This is a genomic window from Actinoplanes sp. NPDC049265, from assembly GCF_043197135.1.
Classification (GTDB): Bacteria; Actinomycetota; Actinomycetes; order Mycobacteriales; family Micromonosporaceae; genus Actinoplanes.
Genome location: NZ_JBICSP010000025.1, coordinates 110,089 through 128,328 on the forward strand (window position 1 = coordinate 110,089; position 18,240 = coordinate 128,328).

The following is an 18,240-nucleotide window of genomic DNA, read 5'->3' on the forward strand; positions in this document are numbered from 1 at the left end:
CAGGTTCGGCCTTGGGAGGCATCTCGGTGGCACGCCCCGGTGACTGGTCGGCGCTCAAGCTCTCCGGCGACCCCACGCCCGGCGACCCGGACATCCTGCTCAGCGTGGCCGACTACATGGACGCGATGGCGACCAACGCGCAGACCGCGGACACCGGGCTGGGCCAGGTACTCAAGACCAGCGGCGAGGGCGCGTTCGTCGGGAAGACCGCCGACTGGCTGCGCGAGCAGGTCACCAACGAGATGCAGGGTTTCATCGCCGGCGTCAAACAGGCCTTCTCGGCGACCGGCCCGGCGATCCGGACCTACGTCACCGCCCTGCGCGAGGCACAGTCCAAGGCGGACGCCGCGCTGAACCAGGCGGCCGGTGCGGACGAGAACCGCCTGGCCACGCTGAAAGCCGACGCGGAGGCGGCCGGCAGCGACCTGAAGACCGCGGCCGAGACGGCGAAGACGGCCATCCACGACGCCACGGCGTACATCAAATCGCCGACCACCCCCAAGTCGGCCTGCGACATCTTCTGGGAGATCTTCGGCTGGCTCACGCTGATCATCTCCATCGTCGCGATCTTCGTCGGGGGCCCGCTCGGCCTGATCGCCTTCGGCATGGGTGTGGCCCTCGCGATCAAGGCGGTGGTCGACTTCGCCGAGGGCAAGACCAACGTGCTCGGGCTGGTCCTCGGGCTGCTCGGTGTGCTCGGGCCGAGCACCAGACCGCTGATCGGGCTGACCGACCTGACCAAGCTGGTCAAGGCCAGCACGGCGGCCATCACCAAGGTCGCGAAGTCCGGCGCCACCACCCTGGCCAAGGGTCTGACCGACTTCTGGCACATGGCCCAGACCTTCAGCTTCACCGAGGTGCTGCGGGGCATCGGCGACATCAGCGTGGTCATGGCCAACGCGGTCAAGGTCGGCCTGCTGAACATCCCGAAGACGGTCAGTTCGCTGGACCTGCTGGCCGTCAGGGGATTCGCGACGTTGAAGGGCTTCGTCCTGCAGCAACTCCCGCGGGCGATGATCATCCACTTCCCGGCCGCGCTGTCGGCCGGCCTCGGCGCGATGAAGGGCTTCGCCGTCGACCTGGGCCACCTGCTGAAGGCGGGTGCCCTCGGTACGGGCCGGTTCATCGCGAGCGAGTTCGGCGGCTGGAAGGCGCTGCGGCTGTTCACCCCGCTCGCGGCGCACGAGATCGGCCAGTTCGGTGTGCTCGGCGCGTTCAAGATCGGCGTACTCGGTCGTGGTCTGGGCATCGAGAGATTCACCGCGCTGGGTACGGTCGGCACCGGCTTCCGGCTCGCCGAGGGGCTGACCGCGGTCAACATCGTCAAGCCGGGCAGCGTGCCGCACGCCGGGGGCGGCGGCTCGGTCAACTTCAGCTCGTCCGGCCTGCTCCTGCCCGACATGACCGAGCATCCGATGGCCGGCGTGCACGCGACCGAGACCGGCTTCTCGGCGCACGGCATCGAGGTCGCCGGCCTGAACAGTCCCGCCACCCACGACCTGGCCGGTTTCAGCCAGCTGGCCAACGGCACCGGCTTCGACCTGCCCGCGATGAACACGCTGCACCTCGAGACCCACGCGCTGCCCGCCGCCCTGGATCTGTCCGGGGCGCAACTCAACGCGCTCGGTCAGGGGAATCTCGGCCGGCTCGCCGCGCTCACCGGCTCGACCGACAACCTGAACATGCCGGCGATGGGGTCCCTCGGCGCGGCGACAATGCCCCAGATACAGCTCAGCGACCTCAGCGCCGGGCTGAACAAGTTCGCGCACGGCATCGACGGGCTGACTGCTTTCGGCCGCCCGGAGATGCGCAACCTGAACACCGGGGACGTGACAGCGGTGCGCGTCTCCGACACCGGCGTCGCGTTCAACCTGGGCGCGCCGGAGACCGCGTTCACCTCGCGCGCGATCGACCTGACCACCACGGGTCAACCGGGCGGCACCAACGCGATCACCACACCGAGCCGCGCGATCGACTCGACCACCACGGGTCAACCGGGCGGCACCAACGCGATCACCACACCGAGCCGCGCGATCGACTCGACCACCACGGGCCAGCCGGGCGGCACCAACGCGATCACCACACCGGCCGGCCCGGCGCCGCACCCGCCGCCGGTCAACCAGGCGATGGACCTGCTGGCCGAACCGGCACCGGGCGGCGGACGGCCGGCGCTGGGGAAGGACGCCGCCGCCATCCGCCCCGATGAGGCCGGTCTCGTCACCCAGGCCCAGGCCGGCCACCTGCGGGCGCTGGACCAGCTCCGCCGGGCGCAGGACGCGCTGGCCGAGGCCTCGGGCGACCCGCTCGCCGCCGCGCGCGCCGAGAAGGACGTCCGGATCGCCGAGTCACTCGTCCAGCGCACCGGCGACGGCGTACGGATCGAGCCCGACATGGCCGGAGAACTCGGCCCGGCCGGTCACCTCCCGGGCGGCACCGAGCTGGAGCTGCGAGCGGTCCCGGGGCCCGGCCGCGTCATCGAGGTCGACACCGACCGGTTCAGCGCTCTGCGGGAGCCGTTCCGGTTCGAGACGACGGCCGGCGGCGAGCACCCGTTCGCGGTCAGCCGCCCGCCCGCCGGGGGCGAGCGGATCGGGGTCCGCTACCGGCTCGACGTGACCGAGCACGACATGCACTTCACGCTGAGGCTGCACCTCGACGCCGACTCGGGGGTCAGCCCGGCCGAGCTGGCCGCGACCAAGGCCGCCACCCACGAGGGCATCCGGCGCTACGTCAACGAGCCCGGATACGTCCTGTCCGGCTACGACAGGCAGATGCGGATGACCGTCGAGTTCGTCGACGACCCGGCGCTGGCCCACAACAGCATCCCGCTCTCGCACGATCTGATGCAGACGAACCAGGGCGCCTGGAGGGTCGGTCAGAGCCCGGGCACGTACGCCCACGAGGCAGTGCACCACCTCGGCGTACGGGACGGCCTGCGGCGGCCGGACGCGCTGCTGCGGCCGGTCCGGCCGGCCGATCCGGTGCCGCACGACCTGATGGGTACGCACGGCCACGACGAGATGTTCGTGCTGTCCCCGGCCGCCCTGGACGACATCACCGCCGTGCTGTCCCCGCACTTCTCCGGTTCGCTCGGCTCGACGGCGGCGGCGATGGTGGCACACGGCCCGGACAACCTGTGGGCGTCCGGTGCGGACGTCGCCCCGGCGGTCACCGGCAAGGGCAAGGAGGTCGCGCCGGCCGGCGAGGAAATCCCGATGGTCCCCATCACCCGCGCCGCGGCCCAGGACGTCGTGGAGGCTCCGCCGGCCGAGACGCCGGCCGGTGAGCTGCCCGGCCTGTACCGGGAGCGACCCGAGCTGCTGTACGAGGTCGACTCCATCGACGACATCGAGCGGCTGATCGCCGACATCGAGGCCGGCGCGACCACCGCCGTCCAACAGCGGATCAACGCCACCTGGAAGGGCAACGTCCCGGTCCTGGCCGGCCGCCCGGCCAAGACCGCGAAGATCGCCGCCGCGCTGCGCGACGACCAGCAGTCGTTCTTCACCAAAGGCGGCCGCAGCTTCGACATCGAGGACGGGCTGGGCGACTGGCACCGCGTCACTGTCAATCCGGAATGGGAGGCGAAGGACACCACGTTCCTCAGCCAGGTCGACGACAAGGCCAAGTTCGACACCCGGACCGACTTCTCCTCCGGCACCAAGGCGGCGAGATCGGGCGGCAACAACGGCTCGCTCGGCGTCATCGTCAACCTCCCCAACCGGCTCGGCTACGGTGGCGGCGGCGGGTTCGAGGGGGCGCTGTCCCGGCCGACCGACGCGGTCGAGGACGCCGGCAAGCTCACCGACTCGCACAACACCCGATCCGGATCCGGATCACACCTGGTCGGCGCCCCGACGCGATTCCAGGTCACGGCCGAGGAACCACGCGGCCCGATCGGCGGCGCCGGCTCCACCCGCGGAACCGCCCCGCCGATCGAGAGTCCGGTGACGTTCCGGGCGGTCGACGACATCGCCAAGGCCGAGGCCAGTTCCGAGATCACACCCATCCGGCTGGACGAACGGGTGATGTCGGAGATCGTCGAGCACTTCACCCCGGTCCGGATCCTGCGGGCCGGTCTCGACCTGGCCGACGGGCAGCGGCCGACACGCTCGTGGCACGACGTCAGCGAGGAGATGCTGGTCCGGCTCCATCCGACCAAGACCGTCAATCCGGGTTCGGTGGGGGCCGACGCCGCCCGCGACCTGCTCAGCGAGCCGTCGTTCATCTCGCACCTGATCCCGGCACTGGACGGTCCGGTGCACCCGCCGGTGATCTCCAGCCCGCACAGCGCGCACGCGCTGTCGGTCGAGCTGAACGCGGTCATGTCCGAGTTCTCCGCGCTGATGCGGATCGACAAGTCGTCGTTCCGTTGGATGCCAGGCTTGAGCTTCAGCCACAAGGCGCAGCAGAGCAGCCGGGTCGGTGGCGCCCTCACGGCGGTGCCGGTCCGGTGGTCGTTCGGGCCGGCCTACCTGCAGGTGCGGTTGTCCGGCGGCTTCTTCCGATCGATGAACGCGTCGCACTCGGGGAGCAGTGTGTCCCGCATCGGCACCGAGTTCAAGGACATCAAGAACGTCGGGGTCGAGACCCACGTCCGGCTTCGGTTCACGCCGGTCCTGCAGGAGGTGCCAGGCTCCCGGATGCCGTTCACCAGCGGCGCGGTCCCGACCATGACCATCGACCTGGTGGTGTTCGGCCGGCTGCCGCTGACCAAGGCGCTCGAGCTGGCCGGCGAGGCGGGATCGCTGGCGCTGACCCGGCAGCCGTGGTTCGTGCCGCCGTACGCGAAGACCGGCGGGCGCTCGGTCACCTACGGCCTCACCCAGTTCACCAAGTACCAGGCCGACGTGACCGAGGTGATCCGCCGGTACGAGGGCGGCTTCCTCCCCCGGTTCGCCGACCAGACCAAGGTCCTCCGGATGGGGTCGAGCCGGGCCGCGCTGGAACGGGCGGCCAACCAGACGGCGCTGGACCGGGTGATCTCCCCGGCCGGGCTCCGGCAGGGCGAGGAGGCACTGCTGAAGCTGGGCCTGATCGCCGAGCTGACCCGCACCCGGAAGATCGGCACCCGCCACCTCATCGTGCACGTCACCGGCCGGTACGTGAACGACTTCGACCATCTGGGCCGGGAGCCGGGTCAGGCCGTCCGCGTCCTCCGGTCGGACGGTTCGCAGCAAAAGATCGCGGCCGGCGGCCAGTGGCGGGGCAACGTCACCTTCGAGGGCGCCGCCATCCTCCGGTACCGGACCGATCTGGCGTCGGTCGCCGCGACACCGGGCCTCGCCCTGGAGTACCGCGGGCGGTTCACCCGGCAGAGCGGCGCGCAGCTGATCGGCAACCAGAGCCGGCTGAACGGCGGCACGCCCGATTCGCACGTATTCGGCAACCACCTCGAGATCACCGTGGACATCTACGCCTACACCCGGCGGATCACCTACGACCCGCGGGCCCACCTGCGGTTCGGCCGGACGATCGAGCAGCGGCTGCCCCGCGACGTCACCGGCACGCCACCCGCGCCCCACGCCACGCCGACGACCAGGGAGATGGTCCCGCATACGGGCGGCACCGAGTTCGCGCGGTACCGCATGGTCGAGACCAAGCTGGTGCGCAAGCTCTACGACACCAGCACCGTCATGCCGCGCCGGGTCGTCCAGGAACCCGTCTTCACCCCGCGCCCGGACCCGATGAGCGTCAACCGGCGCACCCGGCTCGACCTGGATTCGCTGCGCGACTGGATCGACGCGGTGCCGGACGGCGAGCAGCTCAGGTACCCGGTGCGCGACTGGCTGTCGGTCGAGGCCATGCCCGGCAACAAGTTCGTCCTCGACCTGGCCCGCGACGCGCTCACCGCGGCCCAGAAGTACGCCGACGACCTTTTCTCACAAACCAAGATCGGCGGGTTGTACGGCGTCGAGTCGCTCGACGAGGGCATGCCGCTGTGGGCCGGTCTGATCAGCCGGCTCAACGACACCGACCAGGTCAGCGCGTTGCGGTCGATGATGAACGACCAGTGGACGGTCGACAAGCTGATGACCGACGAGGCCGGTGCCCAGGTCGACATGGCCGTCGTGGCCTCGCTGACCAACCCCGAACTGCTGCCGGCGCACGGGCTGATCACCGTGGAGAAGGCCGCGATCGGCGGCGTCGAGGCGGACGCCTCGAAAAGCCTCGAGCAGCAGGTCGTCGCGCGGGCCAACGTCGGCGGCAACATACGCAAGCCGGGGACGGCGGCGAGCACCAGCGGAGGCGGCGGGCTGCTGCAGGTCGCCTACGAGAAGATCCTGTACGCGAAGACCGAGCGCCAGGGCGAGAGCCTGGCCGGCTTCATCGAGCGGAACGCCAACAACCGCAAGGGCAAAACCCGCTCGTACATCGTGAAGTTCGATCTCCGGCTCTCGGTCGCGGTCGAGCTCACCACCAACCCGGCCAAATTCGGGATCATCCCGTCCGCCCTGCGGACTGGCGAGTGGCTGCACCACTTCAAGTCGATCCAGCGCGACGGCACCATCACCAACGCGCTGTATCTGCGGCTCTCCGCCGACGTGGTGGACAAGCTGGGCCTGCTGCCCAAGCTGCCGGCCGACCCGGGTGCGATCGCCCAGCCGTGGCTCCCGAAACTCGCCACCGAGCTGCGGCTCCCGCCCGGCCACGGCCCCGGGCTCGGCCTCTACATGTTCCATGAGGTGCCCACCCTGACGGCCGCGATGACCCAGGCGCTGAGGCGGGCGGCGGCGCACTACCAGGAAGACAAGAGCTGGGTCGACAACCTGCTCGACAAGATCGCGAACAAGGTCGAGAACCGGTCGGTGACGAAGATCTCGGACTCGGTCGGCGGCATGGGACTGGCCGACCCGATGCTCAACCGGCGCCGGCTGCTCTACCTCTTCACTCCGGACGGGGTCGAGCAGCACTGGCCGGCCATGGTCGACGGCGGGGTGTCGGTGCTGCACACCAAGCCCGCCAAGCTGACCCAGCACTCCCGCGACGTGCGCCTGATCGCCGAGCCGACCACCCGGCCGAAGTTCCGGGGTTTCGTGGCCAGCCACGACGACCTGGACATCAAGACCACCCTGGCCGGCGACGTCTCGACCACGGTTCAGCGCACGCACGGTCACGCGGAGACGGCCGGCCTCACCGCCACCGGCGTGTCCAACCACCATGGCGAGAACTTCGCGATGGGCTACGGCGACAACGTCGGCCGCTCGTCGCAGAAGTCGAACACCCAGTCCAGCGGCACGACGACGGTGCAGACCGACCTCAGCTCGGGCCGCGGTGTCAAGGCCCGGATGGAGTTCGGGGTGAAGTTCTCGCTGGTCATCTTCGACCAGGGGAAACCGATCGACGAGCCGCTGCTGGTCGTGCACGACGTGGTCCAGCAGGACCGGTGGGCCGACGACCTGCGACTTCCGCGCGAGCGTACGGCCGACGACAAACTTCCCGACGTCAAGGCGCCGACGGCGTACCCGATCAGGGAGCCGGAAGAATTCGGCCCCGGCTGGACCACCTCGAACGGTCTGCCGATCCCGCCACGGTTCGCGGCCGAGGATCTGACCCAGCTCGCCCGGCTGCAGAAGACCGTCGAGGGCATGCTTGTCGACGCGGCCAAACGGCTGGCCAAACCCGGCTATGCCGGCGCGCACACGATCCGGCAGGGCCTGACCCCGCACATCCTGCTGCCGGGCTCCGGCAAGATGCTCCAGGAGACCGGGCTGGACCTGCCGCCGGCGGTCAGCGCGCAGATCTTCGGCCAGCGGGCCCGGATCAACATCAGGCAGATTCCGGAGGCGGTGTCGCTCAACGGCGTCAGCTCGGGCGTGTTCCGCGAGCACGCACCGCAATCCACGGCCGGCTACTCCGCGGGTTCGAACAAGCTTGTCCAGTGGCTGCGGCAGATCCGCCTTCCGGTGATGGGCCGCGGGTTCACCGACACTCCGGAACAGGGCCTGGAGCACGGCGGTTCGGGGGCCGTGGCCGGCGACTCCCACGTCGCGGCCGAGACCGGCAGCGGCGCCACCGGATCGCTGGGCAACACCAAGCCGGAAAGCCGCTCGGCCGCGCTGGACTACCTCACCCGGATCGAGGTGACCATCCACCTGGACCACGTTCTGAGCCGGTTCGTCAAGCCGATCAAGCTGATCAGCCCGGACTCGGCCGGCCTGCACGTCGTCACGCTACGCATGGGTCTGCACGACGGGCGCGCGGCGCTGGGCCTGGGCGGCGACGTCGGCACGCTGGCCGACGACGCCGCCCTCCGGCTCCAGTCCTTCACCGACATCGCCGCGCATGAGGCAACTCTCGCCAAAGCGGCCGACGAGTTCATCGCGGCGGCCGAGAAGCTGGACACGGCCCGGTTCGAGGCCTACGCCGCCGCCGAGAACAGCGCCGCCCGGGCGGAGCACGAGCAGACCATCCCCGGCCTGCACCAGGAGTGGGAGGCGGCCGGCGAGAAGTGGTGGAGCCTGGAGCAGCAGCACTACCAGATGCTCGACGACTTCCGGCACGACCACCTCGGGGTGACGGCGTCGGCCACCGACGCCCGGAGGGGCGAGCTGAGCGGCCACATCCGGCAACAGACGCTGGACGCGGCCGAACCATCGTTGAAGAACGCGGCGACGTTGCCCATCAAACGGACCCGCGTGGTGCCTCCCCCGCCCAAGCCGACCAGCCTGCCGGTCACCGTGCCGGCCGACGGCCGCTGCCAGCTCTACGCGATGATCGCCAGCAATCCGGGCCGGGTCGGCGACAAGCTGGCCGAGGCCGGTCTCGGCTCGCCCCACCTGCACGCGTGGCTGGCCAAGGCGGCCGACGTACGGACTCAGCTCCGCGACCTGGCCGCGACCCCGATGCGCGACGACCGTGGCCTGGTCCCGGCCCACGTCGAGCTGGCCGACGCCGCCGAGAATCTGCGGCTGCTGGTCGAGCGGAACCTGCACGAGCACGGATCGAACGCGGTGCCGTCGCTGGCGGTCCAGACGTTCCGCAACTTCCATTTCACGACGCAGCGCGCCGAGGTCAACGCGATGAACCGTGCTCAGCTTCTGGACCAGCTACGCGAGTACGGCCTGACCGAGATCCGCAACGGGGAACTCATCTCGACCGACCAGTTGCGCGGGGCGTACCGGAATCTGCGTACCGAGGAACTCGTGGGCGGTGGCCAGGGACCGGACGCGGCCCGGGTGACCGCCTCGGCCGAAGCGACCGGCGGGACGCTGAGCAAACAGGAACTGCTCGACTACGTACGAGCCCACGGCCAGCGGTTCTCGCTCAACAACCTGGGCGACGACCTGCTGCGAGACGTCGCCCTGGAGCGTTACCTGAGCACTGAGCGGCCGCTCGACGACCTGGAGTTCGCGCAGATCGTGGCCGCGGTCGGCACCTGGGAGCGGGAGTGGTCGGCCGACGCCGGCGAGACCTTCCTGCCGTTGCTGGCCCGTGTGCTGGAGGCCCGGGTCCAGGTGCACGCCCCGGGGCGGTCGCCGTTCACGCTCGGCCGCGACGGCGCCCCTCTGATCCAGGTCCATCGCACCGGCGACCACTACGACGGCGGCCGGGCCATCGAGTCACAGGCCCGCGCGAAGACCAAAGCCGCCAAGACGCCGGTCCGGACGATGAGCATCAAGGCCGTCCCGGCCGAGCCGCCCCGCACGGTTCCGGGCGGCATCGTGCACGACGTACCGGCCGAGGGCCGGGGCCAGCTCTACTCGGTGCTGGGCGGCGACCCCGGCCGGGTCGGCGAGCGGCTCACGGCGGCCGGCGTCGACACCACCCGGATCCGCGACTGGCTGGGCAACCCGCAACTGGTCCGGGACGACCTGGCCCGCTGGCGGACCAACGGGATCCGCAACGCCGCCGGGCTGGTGCCGCTCCAGTCCGAGTTGGGCCGCGCCGCCGAACAGCTCCGCCAACTGGTCGGCGACCACCTGGCGGCGCTCGGCCGGGAACGCGTGCCGGCCCAGGTGACCGGCCCGTACCGCCGGCACATGCTCACCCGCCAGGTGCAGGTGGAAATCGACGGCATGGATCACGGCGCCCTGATCGCGCGGCTGCACGACTATGGCATCGACCGCGTGCAGCACGGCCACCTGCTTCCCCTCGACGATCTCGTGAACAGTTACGTCGCGGTCCGCACCGAACGACTGGTCGCGGGCGGCACGTCCGCGACGGCGGCCCCGGTGCTGGCCCGGCGCGAGGTCAGAATGAACGCGAAGGGCGGCCTGGCCCACAGTGCGCCCACCCCGCAGCAGATGCTCGACCGCATACACGAGCACGGGCGGCACTTCGACCTCCGCCCGCTGACCGCCGACAGGCTGCGCGCCATGGCCGCTTTCCACTACCTGGACGAGGGCCGGGCGCTGAGCGCGGAGGAGTTCGCCGGGCTCACCGAGGCGGTCCGGACCTGGGAAACCACCTCCGGCGCCCCGCTCGGCGAGACGTTTCTCCCGCTGCTCGCGTCGACCCTGGACGTGCAGTTCCGGGTGCACCAGCCCGGAAAGGCGGTGGCCCGCGTCGGCCGGGACGGCGCCGAGACCATCGACCTCTTCCGCCAGGGTGACCATTACCAGGCGATGGAGCGGACCACCGCACCGCCGCCGGCCCCACCGGCCCGGATCAAGACCTTCTCCCGCAGCATCGCGCACAAGATGACCCGGATGTTCCCGTCCCAAACGACCGCCGCGGGCGACTTTCAGCAGCAGCTGCGTACCTGGTATCAGAAGCAGAAGTTCGCCAATCCGGTGCCGGCGCCCGCTTCCCCGGCCGGCTCGGACGTCGTCCTGACCGCCGGCCCCCGGCGGCTGGCGGCCGAGCCGAGCACCCTGCCCAACCCGAACCGGAACGTCCTGCGCGACCGCTACGGCATGCCGGAGAGCTCGGCCCGGAAGCTTCAGGCCTTCGTGGACGAACACGGCCTGGCCGTCTACGTACGCCCGACCAACCCGGCCGGCATCCGGTGGGCCGACGGCCTGGCCGGGCCCAAACCGGTGAAGATCAAGGCCAAGACGATCAACCAGCTCGACGTACGGCTGGGAGCCAGCGAGCACACCATCGGCCTAGTCGGCCTGATGCGTCCGGAACGGGCACCCGATCACGGGCTCAAGGACACGTTGATCCTGCGGATGCCCGAGGACGCCACCGCGGCCGAACGCCCGGCCCTGGAGTCACGGTTGCGGCAACGCGCGGCCGAGTTCAACCGGCTCGCCCCCGAGGCCGCCGAACTGATCCAGAAGGGGGAACTCGGGCTGCACCACGGCGTGATCGGAACGCGCGACGCCCACGGCTCCTACGCGCCCATCACCGGGGACCACGACCTCTTCGACATCCGGCTGGCCGACGGCGCCGAGCGCGGCCTGGTCGAGTCCGAACTGGACGGGCCGAGCTACCAGGCGGTCGTCGACCTGATGGTGGCCCGGGACATGGGCGTCATGCACGGCGCACACATGCGCTGGAACCGGGCCGACCCGACCAGCGCGGCCACGTTCGCCGATCCGGCCGACGCCGCCATGTTCAACCACATCGTGCACGGCCACCAGAAGGACGGGGGCGGTGAACCGCTCATCCGGTTCGCCGCCGGCCGACCGGTCTCGCTGGTCTGGGCGCCGCGCGAGATCCGGAGCGGAGTCACCTCTCCCCTCGATCTGAACCACGAGTACGGCCCACCGGCGTACCCGGAGGGGATCCAGCCGCACGAGCTCGATCCGTCGCACGACGTACGCGTCAACCCGGCCCTCATGCTGCTGTCCGACTTCGAGGAGTTCGTCTGGGCCGGCCGCCCGGACGCGCAGTGGCACTATGTGGTCGCCGAGGACGGCCAGGTCTGGATCGGCAGCCGGCAGATGTCCACGGTGGTCTCCGGGCGACAGATCGACGATCTCTTCGTGAAGATGCACGCGAAGGACCCGACGCTCACCATGCACCAGTTGCGCGTCGCGTTGGGCGAGCAGAGCCACGCCACGATCGGCCCGCGGTTCACCGAGGACGGGCACGCGCGGCCCGGACCGGCCCGGATCAACGGCGGGCTCAGCCGCGACCCGGAGACCGGCGTCTGGACGGTCACCGACGAATACAGCGGTCACCTGCCGGCCGAAATCCGGGCCGGCCTCACACCGGGCGACGTCGAGCGTTGGCTGGGCAACGTCGTCCGGCGCCTGCGGGCCCGGCTCGGCGCCGAGGTCCGGGCGGTGACCGTGCGGCCCGCCGAGGGCGACGACACCGTCGACCGCGCTCTGGCCCTGCTGGCCGACCCGAGCTGAGACGTCAGAACCGCAGGCCGGTCACGCCGGCGTCACCGAGCACGCGGCGCAGCTCACGGGTCGCGTAGTGGACCCGCGACTTCACGGTGCCCGCCGGTACGCCCAGCGCGCTGGCCACATCGGTGTGCGTACGGTCCTGGTAGTGCACCAGGATCAGAATCTCCCGCTGGATCGGTGGCAGCCGCTGCAACGCCCCGACCAGCACCGCCCGGTCGAGTGCGGTATCGTACCGCTCGTCGGCCGGCTGCTCCACCGCCCACAGGTCCTCGTCCACCTCGTGCGGCCGTGCCGCGTGCCGCCGGACCCAGTCGATGACCAGGTTGCGGGCCACCCGGGAGAGCCACGCCTGGGGCGAGCGGGCCTCGGCCAGCACCGCGACGTTCCGCCAGGCACGCAGCAGCGTCTCCTGGACGATGTCGTCGGCCCGGTGCTCGTCGCCGGGCAGCAGCCGGCGGACATAGCGGCGCAGCGCGGGCGTGCAGTCCGGAACCAGCACGTGCTCGAACCAGGCCACGGTGTTCACGTCCGGTGATCGTTCACCGGCCGGTGGAGCCGCCATCGAACCACACCCCCATTCCGATCACGTTCGGCCTGCGGAAGCCCGGCGCCGGGCGTCATGCAGCGGCGTCTCCACTCGGCAGGTCGGACACGGTGAGCCGGAGCAGGTCCTCGGTCGACGGGTTCTCGAGGTCGGCCACTCGCTGGGCCTGATGTTCGGTCATCCGCTGGAACACCTGGCGGGCCGCCCGGCCGTTGCCGAAGCCGTGCCCGTGGTCCAGCGTCGCGAAGAACGCGTGCAGCGCCGCCTCCGCGTCCTCGGCCAGCTGGTACTCGTGGTTGTGGCACTGCGCCTCGACGATCGAGGTGAGCTCGGCCGGTCCGTAGTCCTCGAAGGTCAGCGTCCGGGAGAACCGTGAGGCCAGACCGGGGTTGGAGGCGACGAACCGGCTCATCTCCAAGGGGTAGCCGGCCACGATCACGACAACGTTGTCGCGGTGGTCCTCCATGAGCTTGACCAGCGTGGCGATCGCCTCCTGGCCGAAGTCCTGCGGGTTGCCCGGCGGCACCAGCGAGTACGCCTCGTCGATGAACAGCACCCCGCCGAGGGCCCGGCGGAAGATCGCCTGGGTACGCGGTCCGGTGTGCCCGACGTACTCGCCGACCATGGCGGTGCGGTCGGCCTCGATCAGGTGTCCCCGCTCGAGCATGCCCAGAGCGGCCAGCAGCTTGCCGTACAGCCGGGCCACAGTGGTCTTGCCCGTTCCCGGGTTGCCGGCGAACACCAGGTGCCGGCTCAGCGGCGGTGCGGCCAGGCCGGCGTCCTGCCGGCGGCGTACCGTCTGCATGAGTTTGACCTGGGCCTCCACATCCTGCTTGACCCGGCTCAGCCCGACCAGCGCGTTCAGCTCGGCCAGCAGTTCGGGCAGGTCGGCCTCGCCCGGCGGGTCCTCGCCGTCGGACCGCCCGGCCGCTGACGGCACCGCGCCCGCACCGCCGGCCACCGCCGCCACCCCCTCCGCCGGCAGCAGGGATTTCGCCACGTCGGTCAGCTTGATGTCGGCGAAGACCGGCTTGGCCGCCTCGTCCAGCGCGACGTCGACCTCGGTGTCACGGATCCGGCATCGGGTCAGCCGGGGTGTGGCGTCCGCCGCGACGTGTACGGCCGGGAACGCGCTGCCGGTGAAGACACAGCCGGTGTACGAACCGCCGCCGCCCACGCCGACGAACAAGGCGTTCTTGGCCGCGGCCGTGACCGAGCTGTCCTTGACCTCCGGGGTCGCGCCGGTCCAGATCACGATGCCGGACCCGCCGGTGCCGTGCACCGCGCAGTTCTCCACCGACCCGCCACTGAACTGCTCGAAGACGATGCCGGCGGTGCCGGTGCGTTCGATCCGGCAGCCGGTCATCGCGATCGTGGCGTTCTCGCCGACCTGTACGCCGGCCCGCTCGCTGCCGCCGACCACACAACCGGTGAGGGTGATCGGCCGGTCGGAGCTGTGCATCACGCCGTTGCGGTTGCCGTCGATGACGAGATCGGTCAAGGTCACCGTGGCCTGTTCCTCCAGGCTCACCGCGGCCAGCGCGCAGTCGTGCACGCGGCCGCCGGTCAGCTCGGCGGTGCCGGCGCCGGTCAGATGCAGGCCGTGCTCGGGCGACGGCCCGAACCAGACCTGGCCGGCGGTCACCCGTGCCGACCCTCCGACATGGACGCAGCTGTACGCCGAGTCGCCGACCGCGGTGTCGTCGAGCGCGGCCGCGCTGCGGTCGGTCGCGAAGATCCCGTTCCCACCCGAGCGCCGCACCGAACCACCGCTGACCCGCACCTGGGCGTCGCCCCGGGCCACCACGCCGGTCGTGGCGGCCCGGTCGACCGCCGTCCGGGCCAGGGTCAGCTCGGCGTTGCCGGTGGCGACGGCACCCGCCCCACCGGCGTTGGCGATGCGGCAGGCGCTCAGTTCCACCCTGGCCGATCCGCTGACCATGACGCCGTCGGCGGCACTGCCGTCGATCGCGGCGTCAATGGCGGTGAGTACGGAGCTCTCCTCGGCCAGCACGCCATGCCGGCCGGCTCCGCTCAGTCCACCCTGGACGATCTCGACCCGCGCGCCGCCCCGGGCCCGGACGCCCGAGCCGCTGACCGACGTGATCCAGGTATTCCGCATCGTGACCCGGGCCGAGCCACCGGCCACGACGCCGATGCCGTCGACGCCGCCGACCACACAGTCCTCCAGCGTGACCGCGCTGTCGCCGAGGGCGTACAGTCCGGCCAGGCGCCCGCCGACGAAGCGGCAGTCACGCAGCGCCGGCGCCCCCGACGCGGTGACCTCGACCCGCCCGTCCCGGAACTCGCACCCCTCGATGCCGGCCTCTCCCGCGGCGACGGCCAGCACCGCCTCGCCCGGGTCGACGCCGGTCAGCACCAGCCCCGACAGCGTCGCCGACGCGGTCAGCCGGACCGGTGCGGCCGCGACCAGCCAGACCGTGCCGCGCCCGAGCTCGGCGACGAGCCGGACCTCCCGGTCGATGAGAAGGTCCTCACGGTAGACGCCGGGTGACACCAGCACGGTCTGCCCCGCGCCGGCCGACCGCAGGGCCGCGTCGATGGTCGGTGCGGCACCGCGTTCCCCGGGCGCCACCCGAATTGCCTCGGTGAGCCCATCGCCTCGCCGCCACGTCCGCATTTGTAAGGCCTCCACCCAGATTGAAGCCTGAACTATGTGGACTCTCAGGAGGCCGGGAGGGAACGTCGGCTGACGCGCAGGCGAACGCCGACGTAACAGCGGATAGCCCCGGACGCGACCAGCCGACGGGCGCGAGCCGCAGACGGACGCGGGCGCGGTCAGGACGCGGGCGCGGTCAGGTCACGGGCGCGGTCAGGTCACGGACGCGGTCAGGTCACGGGCGCGGTCAGCTGACGCAGAACTCGTTGCCCTCTGGGTCGTTCATGACCACGAAGCAGACGGCGTCAGCCGCGAGGCCATCGATTTCGGGGCCAGAAACGCCTTGCCGCCAACCGACCGCGGCCGGACTCACAAGACTGGCGGCCCGGAGCCGCATTACCGCACGTGGGCCAAACGAACACGCGCTTCGGGGGCAGTCTTTCTGGGTGCATCCGGGAATGTGACTGGCGCGGCCCTTGCCCACAACTCTTGTCAAGAGTTTCATATTCATCGGCCAGCCTGAATGTGGCTGTTCTATCTCTTCGAAACCATGCCGTCTCGATCTTCATAAAAATAGCGTCGTAATACGGCTGGCCACAGGTCAAGCGATACCTGCCCCCTACTACGATTCGAGAAGCTATGAATGACGTTGCGAAGCTTTCGACTGAGGATTTCATAAATAATATCAAGGAGGTGGCGCGGAGCAGATTCGACTGGTCGTTCTACCCACAGCAGACGCTCCCCGCCGAGGATTGGAAAGAGCTGGTCGAGGCGGGCGTCTTCCTGCCCGTGCTGACCAAAGAGTTCGGTGGACGCGACAGTCACGAAGAGATGACTCTGGTCCTCGAATCTATCGCCGAATACAATTTGCCCCTCGCTTTCTACGCCAAGGTCACCACCGCGGTTGCGCTCCGTCCCATCATCGCGTGGGGAACGCGTGAAGTTCAGCAGGAAGTACTCCCCCAATTTGCGTCGGGCGAGCCCATCACCTGCGGGTTGGCCATGACCGAACCCGGAGGCGGTTCCGCCCTGGCCGGGATGACGACCACATTCTCAAAGGTCGACGGGGGTTATCGGATAAAGGGGCGCAAGCACTGGCAAGGGTTCAGCACGACAGCTCGATGGTGGATCGTCTGCGCGAGGGAAGAAGGCGGCAACACCTTCGGCTATTTCGTCATTAGACGTGACGAAGGGTTCGAAACCATTGAGAAGTACGATTCGCTGGGCATGAAGGTGCTCGACTACGGACTCAACGAGATCGATGCGTTTGTGCCCGAGTACAGGCGGCTCAACGCATACGACAAAGATCTGAGCGCGGCCGTCGAGGTCCTCATGGCGCCACGATCCCTGATGCCGGCGATGGGAGCCGGTTTCCTGCGACGCGTGGAAAGAGAAGCACTGAGCTATGCGACCAAGCGGCCCTATGGCCGCAAAACGCTGGCCGAGATCCCCTTCGTCAAATACCGGCTGGATTCCATCAAGGCGTCCAGCACAATTTGCGAGGCACTTCACTTCTATGCCACAAAACAGCTCGACATGCAAGGCACGATGATCGACGACTACCCGCAGGTGCAAGCACTCAAGACAGTCGCCACGGAAAACATGATCAGCGCCGCCAACCACTATATCCAGATCTCCGGCGGAGAAGGTTACCGGCACGGATCGCCCAAGACTTTGGCCTCGCAGGCGTTCTTGGACACTCGGGTTTTCACCATCTTCGACGGCAACAATGACCTGCTGAGTCAACAACTCGCCCAGTGGTGCCTGAAGCGCGAAGAGGGCAAGACGCTCACTCCCATCCTGGCTGCCTGGCCGTTGACCTCGTTGGCGATGCAAAACCTCGAACTCGACACGAGCTTCCTCGACAAGCCCCTTGATCAGGGCGGTCTCGTACTCGCCGGCAGGTTGATCGCCTACGTCTTCGCGGCCCAGCAGGTGCTGGAGTGGGAGAAAGCGAGTCCACAGGCCGTCTCTGGTTCAGCTCAATCGGCGATCAAGTATCTGAAGGCAGAGATACAAAAAGTGGGCGTCGAGCTCGAACTGGCCGAATCGATTGGACACGACGCTGTTGAAGCGTCCGCTGCCTCGCGGTAAAGGGGTTCACTGAAAGGCGGCAGGGCCGGAAGATGCTTCGAGATTCGGAGGCGACGTACCTTGCCGTTCGCCGGCCGACGCAAAAGCCGGCCCCCGTTTTTTCGTCCAATTCGGAGTCCGCAATGAGCCGACGAGCATCCGGGCGACAACGTGACCGCGCCCAGAACCGGGCCGGCCGCGACGGATCGTTCGCGTCGATGGTGAGCCGTCAGAACGTCACACTCGCACAGTAGTCCAAAGTGGGCACCGAGCCTCGGCGGCTCGGTGGGCCCGCTCAGTCCGCCGACTGCGGCGCGTTCGCGGCGTCCGCCATGATGCGCCCCAGAATTCGCTGAGTGGAGCGGGCCGGCATCCGAGCGAGCACGCGTGCGGCGAGGGTGGTGGTCACGACGGCGCGTCCCGATTCGAGTCCACGCAGCGCCCGCGTGACGCAGTCGGATGCCGGCGTCGCGCCGGTTGCCGGCAGTCTTCGCCGTGCGGCCAGGGCCCCGGCAAAGTCGTGATGGTGTCCGACTTGAGTGGATCAAGGTAGAGGCGCCTCGGTTGGCGGCAGCAAGACGGGCATGACCGGTTCAGAAGATCATCAAGGTTCCTACGCCACGATGATCTATCCGAAGTGAGTCATGCCCGCACTGCCACCATCGCTGATCTCGTCTCTGTCCGATGCACCGGCTCTGACCGTGCCGGAAACCGCTGCTGGGTTGCCCGCCGCACTGGCCGCGGTGCGTGATCCG

At 69.7% G+C, this 18,240-nt stretch carries 4 protein-coding genes; 2 read left to right on the plus strand and 2 right to left on the minus strand.

The features are described 5' to 3' along the window. Positions 1-26: 26 nt before the first annotated feature. Positions 27-12,251: a hypothetical protein gene (locus tag ACGFIO_RS38930; protein ID WP_392834895.1), complete on the plus strand. Its 12,225-nt coding sequence runs from the start codon at positions 27-29 to the stop codon at positions 12,249-12,251. 4 nt (positions 12,252-12,255) lie between these two features. On the opposite strand, the gene ACGFIO_RS38935 is transcribed toward ACGFIO_RS38930, so the two are convergent. After that, positions 12,256-12,810, minus strand: a complete 555-nt coding sequence (locus ACGFIO_RS38935) for an RNA polymerase sigma factor (protein ID WP_392834897.1) — start codon at positions 12,808-12,810, stop codon at positions 12,256-12,258. A 55-nt stretch (positions 12,811-12,865) separates the two neighbouring features. Next, positions 12,866-15,433, minus strand: coding sequence for a right-handed parallel beta-helix repeat-containing protein (locus ACGFIO_RS38940; protein WP_392834898.1), 2,568 nt, complete (start codon positions 15,431-15,433; stop codon positions 12,866-12,868). Positions 15,434-16,051: 618 nt separating this feature from the next. On the opposite strand from ACGFIO_RS38940, the gene ACGFIO_RS38945 reads away from it, so the two are divergent. Continuing rightward, positions 16,052-17,506 carry an acyl-CoA dehydrogenase family protein gene (locus ACGFIO_RS38945; RefSeq protein WP_392834899.1) on the plus strand — a complete coding sequence of 485 codons (1,455 nt, stop codon included), beginning with the start codon at positions 16,052-16,054 and terminating at the stop codon, positions 17,504-17,506. Positions 17,507-18,240 lie beyond the last annotated feature (734 nt).

Bases quoted from the DNA above. Each gene is read 5' to 3' on its own strand.
- ACGFIO_RS38940 (WP_392834898.1), bottom strand. From the start codon at position 15,433: ATGCGGACGTGGCGGCGAGGCGATGGGCTCACCGAGGCAATTCGGGTG.
- ACGFIO_RS38935 (WP_392834897.1), bottom strand. From the start codon at position 12,810: ATGGCGGCTCCACCGGCCGGTGAACGATCACCGGACGTGAACACCGTG.
- ACGFIO_RS38945 (WP_392834899.1), top strand. From the start codon at position 16,052: ATGAATGACGTTGCGAAGCTTTCGACTGAGGATTTCATAAATAATATC.